Genomic DNA, 15,397 nt, shown 5'->3' on the forward strand with positions numbered 1-15,397 from the left:
TGATGAGGTGATGACTGGAAGGCCCGCAGGCGATGCCGCGCGGCTTGGCAAGACGGCCAGTCTTGCCGGCGCCGCGCAACACCACCTGCGGGCCTTCCAGTCATCATGACGGCGGCGATACTTGATCAGCGTCGCCTTAAGCGGGTAGATGGCATGCAACGCTGCGTCTCATCGCCTGATTCGCGGCCCCCGCAAAATCACAAACCCGTCGGCATGCCGGCTCTGGATCGGATGGAGAACGATGGTGGACATCGAAGCAAGGACCGAGCTTGACGGTGACGTCTACAGGACGTTGCTGGAATCCACCAAGGCGATTCCCTGGAAGATCGACTGGGCCACGATGGCGTTTGCCTACATCGGGCCGCAGATCGAAAGCCTGCTCGGCTGGACGCCGGAAAGCTGGGCCAGCGTGCAGGACTGGATCGACCGCATGCACCCGGAAGACCGCGCCTGGGTGGTGGATTTCTGCGTGGCGCAGTCGAAGGACGGCGTCGACCACGAGGCGGACTACCGCGCGCTGAGCAAGAGCGGCGAGTACGTGTGGATCCGTGACGTGGTGCACGTGGTGCGCAATGCCGATGGCGAGGTCGAGGCCCTGGTCGGTTTCATGTTCGACATCAGCGAGCGCAAGCGCACCGAGGAGAAGCTGCTCAACATGCAGCGCGAACTGGAGCGGCTTTCGTTCAAGGACGGCCTCACCGGCGTGGGCAACCGGCGCTGTTTCGACAAGGTGCTGAAGAACGAATGGAACTGCGCGCAGCGCAGCCGGCAGCCGTTGTCGCTGGTGATGCTCGATATCGATTATTTCAAGCAGTACAACGACCACTACGGCCACATTCAGGGCGACAACTGCCTCAAGCGCGTGGGCGCCTTGCTGGATTCCATGGCCACCCGGCCGCGCGATTTCCTGGCCCGCTACGGCGGCGAGGAGTTTGTGCTGGTGCTGCCCGAGACCGACGCGCAGTCGGCGCGAAGCATGGCCGAGCGCTGCCGCGAATTGATCGAGCAGACGCAGATGCCGCACGAGAAATCCAGCGCGGCCCCGGTGCTGACGGTCAGCCTGGGTGTGGGCGCGATGATCCCCGACATGGCCGACGAGCCGTTGTCGCTGATCGGCGCGGTGGATCGCGCGCTGTACCAGGCCAAGTTGCAGGGCCGCAACCGCATCGCGATGGCCGACGAACCGTAACGGGCGACGCGGGCGCCTGGCAAAAACAGGCAAAAGCCCCGCGTGCGGGGCCTTTGCCGTTTCCGATGATGCAACGGCGGTTTACGCCTCGACGTCATCCTTGTACGCATCCACCGGAATGCAGGCGCACATGATGTTCTTGTCGCCGTAGACGTTGTCGACGCGGGCCACCGGCGGCCAGTATTTCTGCAGCTTCAGGCTGGCCAGCGGGAAGGCGGCCAGTTCGCGCGGGTAGGCGTGCGTCCATTCGCTGGCAGTGACCGCGGTGGCGGTGTGCGGCGCGTTTTTCAGCGGGTTGTCCTCGCGGTCGAGCTGGCCGTTTTCGATGGCGCGGATCTCGTCGCGGATCTGGATCATCGCGTCGATGAAGCGGTCCAGTTCGCCCTGCGATTCGCTTTCCGTCGGCTCCACCATCAGCGTGCCTGACACCGGGAAGCTAAGCGTGGGTGCGTGGAAGCCGAAATCGATCAGCCGCTTGGCCACGTCCTCGGCGCTGATGCCGGTGCTATCTTTCAGCGGGCGCAGGTCGAGGATGCATTCGTGCGCCACCAGTCCGTTGCGGCCGGTGTACAGGGTGGGGTAGTGCGCTTCCAGCCGCCTGGCGACGTAGTTGGCGTTGAGCAGTGCCACTTGCGTGGCCTTGCGCAGGCCCTGCTGGCCCATCAGGGTGATGTACATCCAGCTGATCGGCAGGATGCTGGCGCTGCCGAAGCTGGCGGCGGAGACCATGCCTACGCGCCCTTCGGGCGCGCCCTCATCCGCCCTTTGGGCACCTTCTCCCGCAAGCGGGAGAAGGGGGTTGGTCGAGGGCAGGAAAGGGGCGAGGTGCGACTTCACCGCGCACGGGCCCACGCCCGGGCCGCCGCCGCCGTGCGGGATGCAGAAGGTCTTGTGCAGGTTGAGGTGGCTGACGTCCGAGCCCCACTTGCCGGGCTTGGCCACGCCGACCAGCGCGTTCATGTTGGCGCCGTCGGTGTAGACCTGTCCGCCGTGCTGATGGACAGCGTCGCAGATGGCGACCACGTCTTCCTCGAACACGCCGTGGGTGGACGGGTAGGTCAGCATGATCGCGGCGAGGTTGGCCGAATGCTTCCCGGCCTGCGCGCGGATGTCTTCCACGTCCACGTTGCCGTTCGCGTCGCACTTGGTGACCACCACCTTCATGCCGCAGAGGTGGGCGGAAGCCGGGTTGGTACCGTGGGCGGACTCGGGGATCAGGCAGATGTCGCGATGGCCTTCGCCGCGCGACTGGTGATATGCGCGAATCGCCAGCAGGCCCGCGTATTCGCCCTGGGCGCCGGAGTTCGGCTGCAGGCTCACTGCGTCGTAGCCGGTGATCTCCGCCAGCTGCGCTTCCAGCCCGGTGATGAGTTCCTGATAGCCCTGCGTTTGCGCGGCGGGCGCGAACGGGTGGATGTTGGCGAATTCCGGCCAGGTGATCGGGATCATCTCGGCGGTGGCGTTGAGCTTCATCGTGCACGAACCCAGCGGGATCATGGTGCGATCCATCGCCAGATCCTTGTCGGCCAGCGCACGCATGTAGCGCAGCATCTCGTGTTCGCTGTGGTGGCTGTTGAACACCGGGTGGGTGAGGAACGGCGAGGTGCGCTGCAAGGTCTCGGGGATCAGTGATGGCGCACTGGCATCCAGCGCGTCGATGCTGGGCAGGCTGGCGTCGTCACCGCCGAAGATGCGCCACAGCAGCTCGATGTCGGCGCGCGTGGTGGTTTCGTCCAGCGAGATGCACAGGTACTCGCCCCACGCCGTGCGCAGGTTGGCGCCCAGTGCCACCGCGCGCGCCGCGATGGCGTCGGTACGATCGCCGGTCTTCAGGCTCAGCGTGTCGAATGCGCTGTCGTGGTGGGTCGTGGTGAAGCCGAGCTGCTCAAGACCGGCCTTCAGGATCGCGGTGAGCCGAGCCACGCGGGAGGCGATGCGCACCAGACCTTCCGGGCCGTGGTAGACCGCGTACATCGAGGCCATCACGGCCAGCAGCACCTGCGCCGTGCAGATGTTGCTGGTGGCCTTTTCGCGGCGGATGTGCTGCTCGCGCGTCTGCAGGGTAAGGCGGTAGGCCGTGTTGCCCTGCGCGTCCACCGACACGCCGATCAATCGGCCGGGCATCGAGCGCTTGTAGGCATCGCGACAGGCCATGAACGCCGCATGCGGGCCGCCGAAACCGAACGGCACGCCGAAGCGCTGCGAATTGCCGATCACGATGTCGGCGCCCATCTCGCCCGGCGTCTTGAGCAGGGTCAGTGCCAGCAGGTCGGTGGCGAAGATCGCCAGCGCATTCTTCGCATGGATCTTCGCGGTCTCCTCGCTCCAGTCCATCAGCCAACCGCTGCTGGCCGGGTACTGGATCAGCGCGGCGAAGTAGTCGTCTGCCGCGATCGCGGCGTCCCAGGCCTCGGCCGAATCGGCCAGCTTGATCACCAGGCCCAGTGGCTCCGCGCGGGTGCGCATCACCTCGATGGTCTGCGGGTGGGCGTCGCCGAACACCACCACGACGTTGCCCTTGGCCCTGGCCGAGCGCCTGGCCAGGGTCATCGCCTCGGCCGCGGCGGTGGCTTCGTCCAGCAGCGAGGCGTTGGCGATGTCCATGCCGGTGAGGTCGGCGCAGAGGGTCTGGAAGTTGATCAATGCCTCCATGCGGCCCTGCGAAATCTCCGCCTGATACGGCGTGTACGCCGTGTACCAGGCCGGGTTCTCGAGGATGTTGCGCAGGATGACGTTGGGCGTGAACGTGCCGTAGTAGCCCTGACCGATGAAGCTGCGCAGCACCTGGTTCCTGTCGGCGATGGCGCGGATCCTGGCCAGCGCGTCCTCTTCGGTGATCGCGTCGGGCAGCGCCAGCGGTGCGGTCGACTTGATCGAGCCGGGCACGATGGCGTCGGTCATCGACTCCAGCGAGTCGTGGCCGATCGTGTGCAGCATGCGGGCGATTTCGGCATCGTCCGGGCCGATGTGACGTTCGATGAACGCGCCGTGGTGTTCCAGGTCGCGCAACGAGGCATGGGTGGGGTGGCTCATGTCAGGGCATCCGAAGATAAGCGTGCGTGCCGCACGCGAGGCGCCCCTCTGTCCTTTTGCCTGAGAGTTTGGAAGCGCCGGTGTGGTCGCTTCGTGCCCCTTCGGCGCCGGATTCAACCGGTCTCTCCAGAGTGTTTGCGCGCGGTGGTATGGGAGCCTGAGCGATTACGGGCGTTGCGTCTTCGGCAGCAGTCACGTCCCGCAAGGGACGACCGCTTCTCCCACCATGCGTTTACCGCGGCGATTATACAGGGGCCGGTGACGCGACGGCGCTATCCTCGGGCACGGGTTCATGCAAGGAAAAGGTGATGATCCGCATTGGCGAAATCGACCATGTGGTGCTTCGCGCCATCGACATCAAAGCCATGCAGCGCTTCTACGTCGACGTGCTGGGCTGCCATGAGGAGCGCCGGCAGGACGAGATCGGGCTGGTGCAGTTGCGTGCGGGCGCGTCGCTGATCGACCTGGTCAGCGTGGACGGCAAGCTGGGGCGTCATGGTGGCGCGGCGCCCGGCCGCGAAGGCCACAACGTGGACCACATCTGCCTGCGCGTGGAGGCGTATGACGAGGCAGCGATCCTGGCCCATCTCGAGTCGCACGGTGTGCGCATCGGCGAGTTGGGTTCGCGCTACGGTGCGCGTGGCGAGGGGCCGTCGATCTATCTGTACGACCCGCAGGGCAACATGATCGAGTTGAAAGGGCCGGCGGCGACAGGCGTGGTTCCTCCGCTGCTGCGCAGGGGAGGGAGCAAGGCGGACGTTCCATAAACCCGGAAAAGACGAAGGCCGCCTTGTCAGGCGGCCTTCGTTTACAATTGGTGCCCAGAAGAGGACTCGAACCTCCACGGAGTTGCCCCCGCTAGCACCTGAAGCTAGTGCGTCTACCAATTCCGCCACCTGGGCAGTGGGTCTCACGTCGCTGCAGCAGCTGCGTGAGCCGCGTAATGTAGGCACCTGCCGATAGCTTGTCAACACTTTTCCACCCCTCTTTCCATCGCGCCGTGGCATTCTCCGCGTCGCGTACACCACAAGGACACTGAGTGACCAGAAAAACCCCACCCCATTCCGGCAAGCCGCCGGAATCATCGCCCGCGAAGAAATCGGGCCGCCGCGCGCCGCGCGCCGCCGCTCCCGCGGACAAGCGCAATCGGGCTGCCATCGGCGCCGTGCGCGATCCGCAAGCCGAGCGCGAGGCCCGTCGTTACGACCGGCCCATTCCCAGCCGCGAGGCGATCCTCGCCCTGCTCGAAGAACGCGGCGAATTGCTGACCGAGGCGCGTATCGCCGAGGCGTTGCAGATCATTGAAGAAGTCGACCTTGAGGCGCTGCGCAAGCGTCTCGCCGCCATGGTGCGCGACGGCCAGTTGCTGCTGGGCCGTCGCGGCGGCTACGCGCCGACGCAGAAACTCGACCTGATCGCCGGCCGCGTGCTGGCCAACGCCGAAGGCTACGGCTTCCTGCGTCCGGACGAAGGCGGCGAAGATCTTTACCTGTCGCCGCAGCAGATGCGCGCGGTGATGCATGGCGACCGCGTGCTGGCCAGCGTGGTCGGCATCGATCGTCGTGGCCGCCGCCAGGGTGCCATCGCCGAAGTGCTGGAGCGCCGCTCGCCGCGCCTGGTAGGGCGCGTGGTGATCGAGAACGGCGTGACCCTGGTGACACCCGACGACCGCCGCCTGCATCTGGATGTGCTGATCAAGCCGGGCGAGGACCAGGGCGCACAGTCCGGTCAGATCGTGGTGGCGGAAATTACCGACCCGCCCACGGCCCAGCGTGGCCCGATGGGCGTGATCCGCGCCGTGCTGGGCGAGCGCCTGCAGCCGTCGCTGGTGGTGGAAATGGCGATCGCCAGCCACGACCTGCCGCATGAATGGCCCGCCGCCGTGCTGCGCGATGCGGCCCAGGTGGAATCGGTGGTGAGCGCCGCCGAGCGCGAAGGCCGCACCGATATCCGCAAGCTGCCGCTGGTCACCATCGACGGCGCCGACGCCCGCGATTTCGACGATGCGGTGTACGCCGAACCGAAGCGCGGTGGTGGCTGGCGGTTGATCGTGGCCATCGCCGACGTGTCGCACTACGTGCAGGTCGGCAACGCGCTGGATCGCGAGGCGTATGAGCGCAGCACGTCCACCTATTTCCCCGGCTTCGTGGTGCCGATGCTGCCGGAGACGCTGTCCAACGGCATCTGCTCGCTGATGCCGAAAGTCGAGCGGATGTGCATGGTGTGCGACATGGTGGTCGACGCCGATGGCGCGGTCAGCAAGGCGAAGTTCTATGACGCGGTAATGCTGTCGCACGCGCGGCTCACCTACGACAAGGTGTGGCAGGCGGTGGGTTTGAAAGACGCGGATGCACGCCACGAAGTGGCCGACGTGCTGCCGCAACTGGAGAACCTGCACGCGCTGTACAAGGCGATGGCGGCGCAGCGCAAGCGTCGCGGTGCGATCGATTTCGAGACGCCGGAAGTGAAGTTCCGCCTGGACAACACCGGCAGCGTGGAGTCGATGGGCGCCACCGAGCGCAACGACGCGCACAAGCTGATCGAGGAATGCATGATCGCCGCCAACGTGCAGGCGGCGCTGTTCCTGGAGAAGAAGAAAATCCCCGCGCTGTTCCGCGCGCACGAGCCGCCGCCGGCGGAGAAATACGAGGACCTGCAGCAGTTCCTGCGCGAGTTCAAGTTGCGCATGCCGCCGGTGGACGAAGTGACCCCCGCGGATTTCTCGGAAATCCTGGCGCTGGTGCACGACCGCCCCGAGCGCGAGCTGATCCAGAACGTATTGCTGCGCTCGCAAAGCATGGCCGCCTACCAGCCCGAGAACCGCGGCCACTTCGGCCTGGCGCTCACCGCGTATGCGCACTTCACCTCGCCGATTCGCCGCTATCCGGATCTGCTGGTGCATCGCGCCATCCGTTACGCGCTGACCGGCCGCAAACCCGCCGACTACACCTACAGCCCCAGCGACATGGCGGCGATGGCGATCCATTGCTCGCAGCGCGAGCGCCGTGCCGAGGAAGCCGAGCGCGACGTGGACGAGCGCTTCAAGTGCGCCTGGATGGCCAAGCACGTGGGCGAGGAATTCGACGGCGTGGTCACCGGCGTCACCTCGTTCGGGCTGTTCGTGGAACTGGACGCCTCGAAGGTGTCCGGCCTGGTGCATATCAGCCAACTGGCCAACGACTACTACCACTTCGACGCCACCCGCAAATTGCTGAAAGGCGAGCGCACCGGCGCGCAGTTCCGCCTGGGCGACCACGTGCGCATCCAGGTACTGCGCGCCAGCCTGGAAGATCGCAAGATCGACTTCCGGCTGGTGGCACCGCGCGCCACGGCGGCGCCCGTCGCCAGCGGCAAGGCCTACGACTATGCCGCCAGTGGTGAGCGTTACTCGCTGCCGAAAGCCGCTGCGGGCAAGAAGCCGGGCATGTTCGGCCGCGCTGCGAAGGCAATCGGCCGCGCCTTCGGTCGCAAGGACGACGTGGCGCCGCCCGAGGCGGCAGCGCCCGCCGTCACCACCGAGCCCGCGCGGCGAACACGCCAGCAGGCCGATACCAGCCAGCGTCCGCACGCCACGAAAAAGACGGGCGACGCCACGGCCCGCCGTCCGCGCAAGCAGGGCGGGGAGGCCGCGGGCAAGCGTGAAAAGGCGGTGGTTGCTCCGAAAACCAAGCCAGCCGGCGCATCGAAAAAAGCCGCGCCCGGCAACAGCGGCCGGCGTCGATCGAAACAGAAACCCAAGGGCGAGCAATGAGCGAAAGCTGGATCGCAGGCATCAATCCGGTCGAAGGTGCACTGAGCAATGATGCCGAGCGCGTGCGCGAGGTGCTGGTGGAAAACGGCCAGCGCAACGCACGCGTGCTGGAGCTGGCCGACCGCGCGAAGAAACTGAAGATCCCGGTGCAGCATCGTCCGCGCGACGAGCTGGACAAGCTGGCCGGCGAAGCGCGCCACCAGGGCGTGGTCGCGCGTTACGAAGCCGCGCCGGCGGCGCATGAGAATGATCTGGCCGGCCTGCTGGAGCGCGATGGCGCACAAACGCTGGTGCTGGTGCTCGACGGCGTCACCGATCCACACAACCTGGGCGCCTGCCTGCGCAGCGCGGCGGCGGCGAAAGTCACCGCGGTGATCGTGCCCAAGGATCGCGCGGTGGGACTCACCCCGGTGGTTCGCCGCGCCTCGGCCGGCGGCGCCGACCGGGTGCCGCTGATCGCCGTCACCAACCTGGCCCGCACGCTGCGCGAATTGAAGGATGCCGGCGTGTGGATCACCGGCCTGGCCGGCGACACCGACACCTCGATCTATGGCGTCGACTTCAACGGTCCGGTGGCCATCGTGCTGGGCAGCGAGGGCGAGGGCATTCGCCGGCTCACCCGCGAGTTGTGCGATTTCGTGGCAAAAATCCCCATGCCCGGCACGATGGAAAGCCTCAACGTTTCCGTTGCCACCGGCGTGGCGCTGTTCGAAGCCTTGCGTCAACGGACGTCCAAACGATGACGACGCTCTACTGGCATGACTGGTCCGGCTACATCGGCGTGGTGCTGGTGCTGCTGGCGTTCTTGCTGTTGCAGGCGCATCGCCTGCACGGCAACGGCCTGACGTATCAGCTGCTGAACGCATTCGGTGCGCTGGGTGTACTGCTGTCGCTGGTATTCGGCAGCTTCAACACCTCCGCCTTCGTGATGGAGGCGGCATGGCTGCTGATCAGCATCTACGGCATCGTGCGCGGCGCACGCCTGCGCCGCGAAAAACGCGACGTCCTCTGATCGCTGTGGGAGCGGCTTCAGCCGCGATGCTTTTGCTTCCGGGTTCACCGCAAGAGCATCGCGGCTGAAGCCGCTCCCACGGAAGCCGCTCCCACCACCCAGGCTAGCGGCCCCGGAACACCGCCTTGCGTTTCTCCATGAAGGCGGTGGTTCCCTCGCGCATGTCTTCGGTGGAAAACGCCAGTGCGAAGGCCTGCGTCTCGAATTCCAGCCCCTGGTCGAGGGCGGTTTCGCCGCCGCTGAGCACGGCGTCCATGATGCCGGCTGCGGCCAGCGGCGCGGCCACGGCCAGTTGGTCGGCCAGGGCGTCCACGGTGGTATCCAATGCGTCGGGCGCCACCACGCGGTTGACGATGCCCAGCTCGAACGCGCGCTGCGCGGTGATCGGTGTGCCGGTGAGGCACAGCTCCAGCGCGGCGCCGCGCCCGGCCAGCCGCAGCAATCGCTGGGTGCCGCCGAAGCCGGGGATCAGGCCCAGGTTGATCTCCGGCTGGCCGAATTTCGCCTTCTCGCTGGCAACGCGGAAATGGCAGGCCATTGCCAGCTCCATGCCGCCGCCCAGCGCAAAACCCTGCACGCGCGCGATGACCGGTTTGCCCAGCCGCTCGATCGACGTCATCAATTGCTGGCCGACGCGCGAAAACGCCTGCGCCTGCGTTGCCGTGTAGCCATGCATTTCCGCGATGTCGGCGCCGGCCACGAAGGCTTTCTCGCCGGCGCCCGCCAGCACCACCACGCGTACCGCGTCGTCGTACGCCGCCTGCGTGAAGGCCATGCCGAGCTCGTTGAGCGTCTCCCGGTTCAGCGCGTTGAGCTTGTCGGGACGATTGACGGTGATCACGTTCACCGCGCCGCGGTTCGTGATCTCCAGATTGCGGTAAGCCATGCCTGACTCCGGCCGGTTGCGGGCCTTCGATGGTAGGGCAATGCTGACCAGGTATCACCGCCGTCATCACCTCATCATTTCAAGTTCAATCGGTTGAGGCCCATCCTCTCTGTCCGCACACCTTCGGCCCTGTGGTTTGCGAACAGAGAGAGTGGGTGACGGCGGTGATACCTGGCCAGCGTTGCCCTGGCAGAGGGAACCTTTGTGCCGGCCCGGTTTCTCAGCCATGCATCCGCAAACCGCGCACCCTGCAGGAAACCCGCAGGACGCATGACACTGGCAGAATCGGCTTGGCATGAACCTACCGTATCGACAATCGCGCCGGGCTTTTCCCGCGTTGGAGCGAGCCATGCGCAGATGGCGCTGGCTGTCGCTCGGTGCGTTGCTGCTGGCAGGCGCCGCGCAGGCACAGACGCCAGCCGCGCATCCGCCGGGGCTGGACAAGGCCAAGCTGTCGTATGCCATCGGCTACAAGATCGGCAGCCAGTTTGCCGACCGCAAGCCGCCGCTGGATATCGCCGCGATGCAGCGTGCGATCCAGGATGCCTACGCCAGGCGCGACCCCAGCGTGTCGATGCAGGATATGCACCAGCAACTGCAATGGCTCGACCAGCAGATGCACGCCGATGCGGTGGCCACGTTCAAGCACATGGCGAGCGAGAACGCGAAGAAAAGCGCCGCCTACCTGGCGCAAAACCGGAAGCAGCCCGGTGTGGTGCAACTGCCTTCGGGCATCCAGTACGCCGTGCTGAAGAAGGGCAGTGGCAAGGTCCATCCCACGGTAACCAGCCGGGTGGTGGTGAATTACCGCGGCATGCTGGTGGACGGCACCGAATTCGACAGCACCTGGGCGCACGGTGCACCGGTGAGCTTTGTTGTGAACAAGGTCATTCGCGGCTGGCAGGACGTGATACCGCGGATGCGCGTGGGCGACCGCTGGAAGGTGGTGATTCCGTCCCAGCTTGCCTATGGCGAATACGGCCAGTTACCGCGCATCGGACCGAACGAGGCGTTGGTGTTCGAGATCGAGTTGCTCGACATCAAAAGCTGATCGCGCGCTGGCACCGGCGCGGTACCATGGCCGGAGCATGTCGAACGATCGCCCCTCTCCCCCTGCACCGCTGACGCCCTGCATCCAGATCTGCCGCCTCGATGCGCGCGGGTATTGCATCGGTTGCCGCCGCACGGGCGAGGAAATCGGCCGCTGGAGCGCGCTGGACGATGCCGAACGGTGGCGGCTGATGCGCGACGTGTTGCCGTTGCGTACCCCGGCCGAGCAGCCATGATCGACGAACTGACCGACGCGCTGCGGCCCTTGTCGGCGCCGCCGATCGAGCGGGCCTGGAACCACGCGGACATGGCCGAACTGCTGGGTGATGCACCCCGCCAGCCGGCCGCCGTGTTGATCGGTCTGCGCGAGGGCGTGCAGCCGCGCATGGTGCTCACCGTACGCACCGACCACCTGCACGCGCATGCTGGCCAGGTGGCGTTTCCCGGCGGACGCAGCGAGGCGGATGATGGCGACGCCATCACCACCGCGCTGCGCGAGAGCGAGGAGGAGATCGGGCTGGAGCGGCGGCTGGTGACGCCGCTGGGTTTCCTCGACCGTTTCGAGACCATCAGCGGCTTCTGCATCACGCCGGTGGTGGCGCGGATCGCGACCGAGGCGCAACTGTACCCGGCGCCCGACGAAGTGGCCGAGGTGTTTGAAGTGCCGCTGGCGTTTTTCATGGAGCCGGCCAACCTGCGCCGCTACACCATGGAATTTCGCGGACACCAGCGGTCGATGGTGGAATTCGTGCACGGCGGCCACCGAATCTGGGGCGCCACCGCGGCGATACTTCTGAACTTGCTGCAGAGGATGGGACGCGCATGACCTTGCTCACCACACTCATTGATCCCGCCACGCTGTCGGCCATGGCGCCGGGCGAGGTGCTGATCGTCGATTGCAACTTCGACCTGGCCGACCCCGGCAAGGGCGAGCGCGAATTCCGGCTGGGCCACATCCCCGGCGCGGTCTACGCCAACCTCGACCGCGACCTGTCCGACCTTTCGCGCCAGCGCGAAGGGCTGGGCCGCCACCCGTTGCCGCTGGAAGCGGCCTTCAGCGCCATCCTGTCGCGCTGGGGCTGGCGTGCCGGCATGCCGGTAGTGAGTTATGACGCGGGCAGTGGTGCGCTGACGGCGGCGCGGCTGTGGTGGTTGTTGCGGCTGGCCGGGGTGCGCGACGTGGCCGTGCTCGACGGCGGTTTCGCGGCCTGGAAAAAGGCCGGTTTGCCGGAGGAAGAGGGCGAGCCCGCGAGGCGCGCCGCCACCGAAGTGACGCTGCGCTATGACGAAACCCAAGTGTTGATTGACCACGCGGCGCTGCGCGAGGGTTCGCGGCAATTGCTGGATGCCCGCGCCGCGCCACGCTACCGCGGCGACGTGGAGCCGCTGGACCGCGTCGGCGGCCATGTGCCCGGTGCATTGAACCGGCCGTTCTCCGACAACCTTGCCGACGACGGCCGCTTCAAGCCGGCGGCGCAATTGCGCGCGGAGTTCTCCGCGGTGCTGGGCGACACCCGGCCCGCCGACGTGGTGCACATGTGCGGCTCCGGCGTCACGGCGTGCCACAACCTGCTGGCGATGGAACGCGCCGGTTTGCACGGCTCGCGCTTGTACGCGCCATCGTGGAGCGGCTGGATCAGCGATCCCTCGCGGCCGGTGGCGAAAGGGTAAGCTCTTCGACGTGGCGCGTCAGGGAGTCTCGAAGACCTCCAGACGTCCGTCACTCGCTGGGGCGACGGAGGTTTTTCGCGGCTCCCTTCAGGGTGTACGCGTCGTTTCCATCCGTGCAGATGCTGCCTTGCGGCCAGAGCGGGAAACTGAAAAAGCAGAGGCTTCATGCAGACCACAAGCGGATTTCCCCTTGTCCGAACCTTCCTTTTCGTGATGTGGAAAGGGGTGGTTCGACAACTCACGAGCAGGCCGGCGCGCCGCTGGTGCGTGGTCAATGTGGCTGTCGTGATCATCCTGCTGTTGCCTGGCGTGGCGCTGTCGGCAGCACCTCCGGACGCATCGATGCCGCATCTGGCGCAGCGCCACGGCGCCATCCAGTTGATCGTGGGCGGCCAGCCGTTCCTGATGCGTGCCGGCGAACTGGAGAATTCCTCGGCGTCCAGCCTGCCGTACCTGGACACGCTGTGGCCCAGGCTCGAAGCGATGCATTTCAATGCGGTCATCGCGCCCGTGTACTGGAACCTGATCGAGCCGCAGCAAGGCCGGTTCGATTTCAGCACCGTGGACGGGCTCATCGAGGGCGCCCGCGCTCACGACATGCGCCTCGTCCTGCTGTGGTTCGGCAGCTGGAAAAACAGCATGTCGAGCTACGTCCCTGCGTGGGTCAAGCGCGGTGCCAGTCGCTATCCACGCGCCCGGCGCTCCGACGGTACGCCGATGGAAATACTGTCGGCGCTGGACCAGGCCAACCTGCAGGCGGATAGCGCCGCGTTCGTGGCGTTGATGAAGCACCTGAAGCAAACCGACGGCCAGCGGCACACCGTGGTGATGGTGCAGGTGGAAAACGAGGTCGGCATGATTCCCGAAGCGCGCGACCACGGCCCGCTGGCCGATGCCGCTTTCCATGCGCCGGTGCCGAAGGCGCTGACCGACTACCTGTCGAAGCACAAGGAAAACCTGGCGCCGGAGCTCGAGGCGGCGTGGCGGGCGCACGGGTTCAAGACCGGTGCCGATTGGGAAGACACGTTCGGCGCCGGCGAGCGCACCGACGAGTTGTTCACGGCGTGGACGGAAGGTCGCTACACGGGGGAAGTCGCGGCGGCGGGCAAGGCGGTGTATCCGCTGCCCATGTACGTCAATGCGGCGCTGATCCGGCCCGGCAAGCGTCCCGGTGAATACCCCAGCGGCGGCCCGCTGCCGCACCTTTTCGATGTGTGGCGCGCCGCGGCTCCGGCCGTCGACTTCCTGGCGCCGGATATCTATTTCCCGAATTTCACCGAGTGGGGAGAAAAATATGCCTTGCGCGGCGAGCCGTTCTTCATCCCCGAAACCGGGCGGGTGAGCGGTGCGCAAATGGGCGCCAACGGCTTGCACGCATATGCGCAATGGAACGCCATGGGTTACTCGCCCTACGCGCCGGAGTTCCTCTCGCCCCACGACGCCAGGGCGGTCGGCCAGGCGTATGACGTGGTCGAGCAGCTGACGCCGCTGATCCTGGCCCACCAGGGCAGCGGAAAAATGGTCGGCATGCTGCCGCGCACGCATTTCGATGGCAGCGTCGACCTGGAGCCGCAGAGTTTTGTTTTCGGCGATTACAAAGTCGTCGCCAGCTTCCGCAAACCGGGCAGCACATCGATCGGCGCCAAGGTCGACGCCGACGCTTCTGCAACGCATGGCGGCCTGATCATCCAGGTCGGGCCCAACGATTTCTGGTTTGCGGGCACCGGCATCACGGTCTACTTCGAGCCCTCCGGCAAGGGCCGATCCGCCGTGGGCATCGAATCGATATGGGAAGGGCGATTCATCGACGGACGCTGGATAGCGGGCCGCGAAATGAATGGCGACGACACCAACCAGGGCCGCCACCTGAGCCTGCCGGACGACGAATTCTCGATTCGTCGCGTGACGCTCTACCACTATCACTGAAAGGCGTGGCGACAGCGGCATGTGGGAGCGACTTCAGTCGCGATGCTCTTGCCCTGGGATTTCAGAGCAAGAGCATCGCGACTGAAGCCGCTCCCACAGGAGAAGCTTCCTGCTCAGCCTTTGTTCTTCAGCCGCGCCACCAACTGCTGCAAGGTGGCCTGTGCTTCGGGCTGGTAGTACGCGTCGAGAAAATCGTCCAGTGGCAGCGTGTCCGGATCGACGGCGGCGATCAGGTCCGCGCGGGCCAGCGCGCGGGTGGCGAGCATCGCCTGCGACGGCAGCGCCAGCAGCTCGCCCAGCCAATGCAATGCGCGGGTCGTGACCTGTTCGGCCACGGTCAGCTCATCCACGAAACCGCAGGCCAGCGCCTGATCCGATTCGATCATCGCGCCGGAGACCAGCAGCCTTTCGGCGCGGTACGTGCCCACCACGCGGCGCAGCGCATGTTGGATGCTGTCGGGCACGATCAGCCCCACCTGCACCTCGTTGAGGCCGATCCGGTAGGGCCCCTGCGCCATCACCCGGTAATCGCAAAACAACGCCAGCACCGCGCCGCCGGCGGGGCTGTGGCCGGTGATGGCGGCCACGATGGGGATCGGCAACCGCGCCATCGCATGGCACAGCGAGAAGAACTCGCTCCAGAAAGCGCGCACGCCTTCGCGATCGAGCGCCAGCAGCGCGGGAATGTCCACGCCCGCGGAAAACAATCCCTGTGCGCCGGACAGCACCAGGCCGCGCTGGCCGTTCGCCGGCGCCTGCTCGATCGTTTCGCGCAGCGCCACCAGCAAGGCCGTGTCCAGCGCGTTCACCGGCGGCCGGTTCAGCCGGATCTCGGTGATGTCGTGCTCATGCGGAAAAATGTCGAACATGGCGGGGCTC

Annotated in this window: 11 protein-coding genes, 1 tRNA gene, 1 pseudogene and 1 riboswitch; of the genes and pseudogenes, 9 read left to right on the plus strand and 4 right to left on the minus strand. The window is 66.3% G+C overall.

The window, feature by feature from the left end; translation table 11 throughout:
• Positions 1–241: 241 nt before the first annotated feature.
• Positions 242–1,189 (plus strand): GGDEF domain-containing protein, encoded by a 948-nt coding sequence (locus UU9_RS10555; protein WP_007081745.1) that lies wholly within the window; start codon positions 242–244, stop codon positions 1,187–1,189.
• Between the two features lie 81 nt (positions 1,190–1,270).
• Here UU9_RS10555 and gcvP read toward each other — a convergent pair whose 3' ends face one another.
• Positions 1,271–4,222 carry an aminomethyl-transferring glycine dehydrogenase gene (gcvP, locus tag UU9_RS10560; protein ID WP_007081746.1) on the minus strand — a complete coding sequence of 984 codons (2,952 nt, stop codon included), beginning with the start codon at positions 4,220–4,222 and terminating at the stop codon, positions 1,271–1,273.
• A gap of 38 nt (positions 4,223–4,260) precedes the next feature.
• A riboswitch (glycine riboswitch) is annotated at positions 4,261–4,362 on the minus strand.
• Between the two features lie 168 nt (positions 4,363–4,530).
• Between gcvP and UU9_RS10565 the strand changes: the two genes are divergently transcribed.
• Positions 4,531–4,989 carry a VOC family protein gene (locus UU9_RS10565; protein ID WP_007081747.1) on the plus strand — a complete coding sequence of 153 codons (459 nt, stop codon included), beginning with the start codon at positions 4,531–4,533 and terminating at the stop codon, positions 4,987–4,989.
• Positions 4,990–5,037: 48 nt separating this feature from the next.
• On the opposite strand, the gene UU9_RS10570 is transcribed toward UU9_RS10565, so the two are convergent.
• Positions 5,038–5,124, minus strand: a tRNA-Leu gene (locus tag UU9_RS10570).
• 137 nt (positions 5,125–5,261) lie between these two features.
• Between UU9_RS10570 and rnr the strand changes: the two genes are divergently transcribed.
• The 3 genes from rnr to UU9_RS10585 are packed head-to-tail and all read left to right on the plus strand — an operon-like array spanning position 5,262 to position 8,985.
• Entirely contained in the window at positions 5,262–7,973 is a 2,712-nt protein-coding gene (gene rnr / locus UU9_RS10575; RefSeq protein ID WP_007081748.1) for a ribonuclease R, read from the plus strand.
• Complete coding sequence (gene rlmB, locus UU9_RS10580; protein ID WP_007081749.1) at positions 7,970–8,716, plus strand: 23S rRNA (guanosine(2251)-2'-O)-methyltransferase RlmB; 747 nt, start codon at positions 7,970–7,972, stop codon at positions 8,714–8,716. The genes rnr and rlmB overlap by 4 nt, the downstream gene beginning before the upstream one ends.
• A complete protein-coding gene (locus tag UU9_RS10585) occupies positions 8,713–8,985 on the plus strand; it encodes a CBU_0592 family membrane protein (protein WP_007081750.1) in 273 nt (90 codons plus the stop codon). Before rlmB ends, UU9_RS10585 begins: the two co-directional genes overlap by 4 nt.
• A gap of 103 nt (positions 8,986–9,088) precedes the next feature.
• Here UU9_RS10585 and UU9_RS10590 read toward each other — a convergent pair whose 3' ends face one another.
• Positions 9,089–9,871 carry an enoyl-CoA hydratase/isomerase family protein gene (locus UU9_RS10590; RefSeq protein WP_007081751.1) on the minus strand — a complete coding sequence of 261 codons (783 nt, stop codon included), beginning with the start codon at positions 9,869–9,871 and terminating at the stop codon, positions 9,089–9,091.
• Positions 9,872–10,220: 349 nt separating this feature from the next.
• On the opposite strand from UU9_RS10590, the gene bamJ reads away from it, so the two are divergent.
• The 4 genes and pseudogenes from bamJ (at position 10,221) to UU9_RS10615 (ending at position 14,518) form a co-directional block, all read left to right on the plus strand.
• Positions 10,221–10,922: a BamJ family beta-barrel-assembly machinery protein gene (bamJ, locus tag UU9_RS10595; RefSeq protein ID WP_007081752.1), complete on the plus strand. Its 702-nt coding sequence runs from the start codon at positions 10,221–10,223 to the stop codon at positions 10,920–10,922.
• A 37-nt stretch (positions 10,923–10,959) separates the two neighbouring features.
• Positions 10,960–11,747: pseudogene (locus UU9_RS10605) on the plus strand (NUDIX hydrolase).
• Positions 11,744–12,592 carry a sulfurtransferase gene (locus UU9_RS10610; RefSeq protein ID WP_007081753.1) on the plus strand — a complete coding sequence of 283 codons (849 nt, stop codon included), beginning with the start codon at positions 11,744–11,746 and terminating at the stop codon, positions 12,590–12,592. The pseudogene UU9_RS10605 and the gene UU9_RS10610 overlap by 4 nt, the downstream one beginning before the upstream one ends.
• A gap of 285 nt (positions 12,593–12,877) precedes the next feature.
• The gene (locus tag UU9_RS10615; RefSeq protein WP_202799821.1) at positions 12,878–14,518 is read left to right on the plus strand and encodes a GH35 family beta-galactosidase; all 1,641 of its coding nucleotides are present in this window, start codon (positions 12,878–12,880) and stop codon (positions 14,516–14,518) included.
• Between the two features lie 113 nt (positions 14,519–14,631).
• Here UU9_RS10615 and UU9_RS10620 read toward each other — a convergent pair whose 3' ends face one another.
• Positions 14,632–15,387 carry an enoyl-CoA hydratase/isomerase family protein gene (locus UU9_RS10620; protein ID WP_007081755.1) on the minus strand — a complete coding sequence of 252 codons (756 nt, stop codon included), beginning with the start codon at positions 15,385–15,387 and terminating at the stop codon, positions 14,632–14,634.
• Positions 15,388–15,397: the final 10 nt, after the last annotated feature.

Origin of the sequence: Rhodanobacter fulvus Jip2, from assembly GCF_000264315.1 — a bacterium.
In the GTDB taxonomy this organism is placed as follows: domain Bacteria; phylum Pseudomonadota; class Gammaproteobacteria; order Xanthomonadales; family Rhodanobacteraceae; genus Rhodanobacter; species Rhodanobacter fulvus.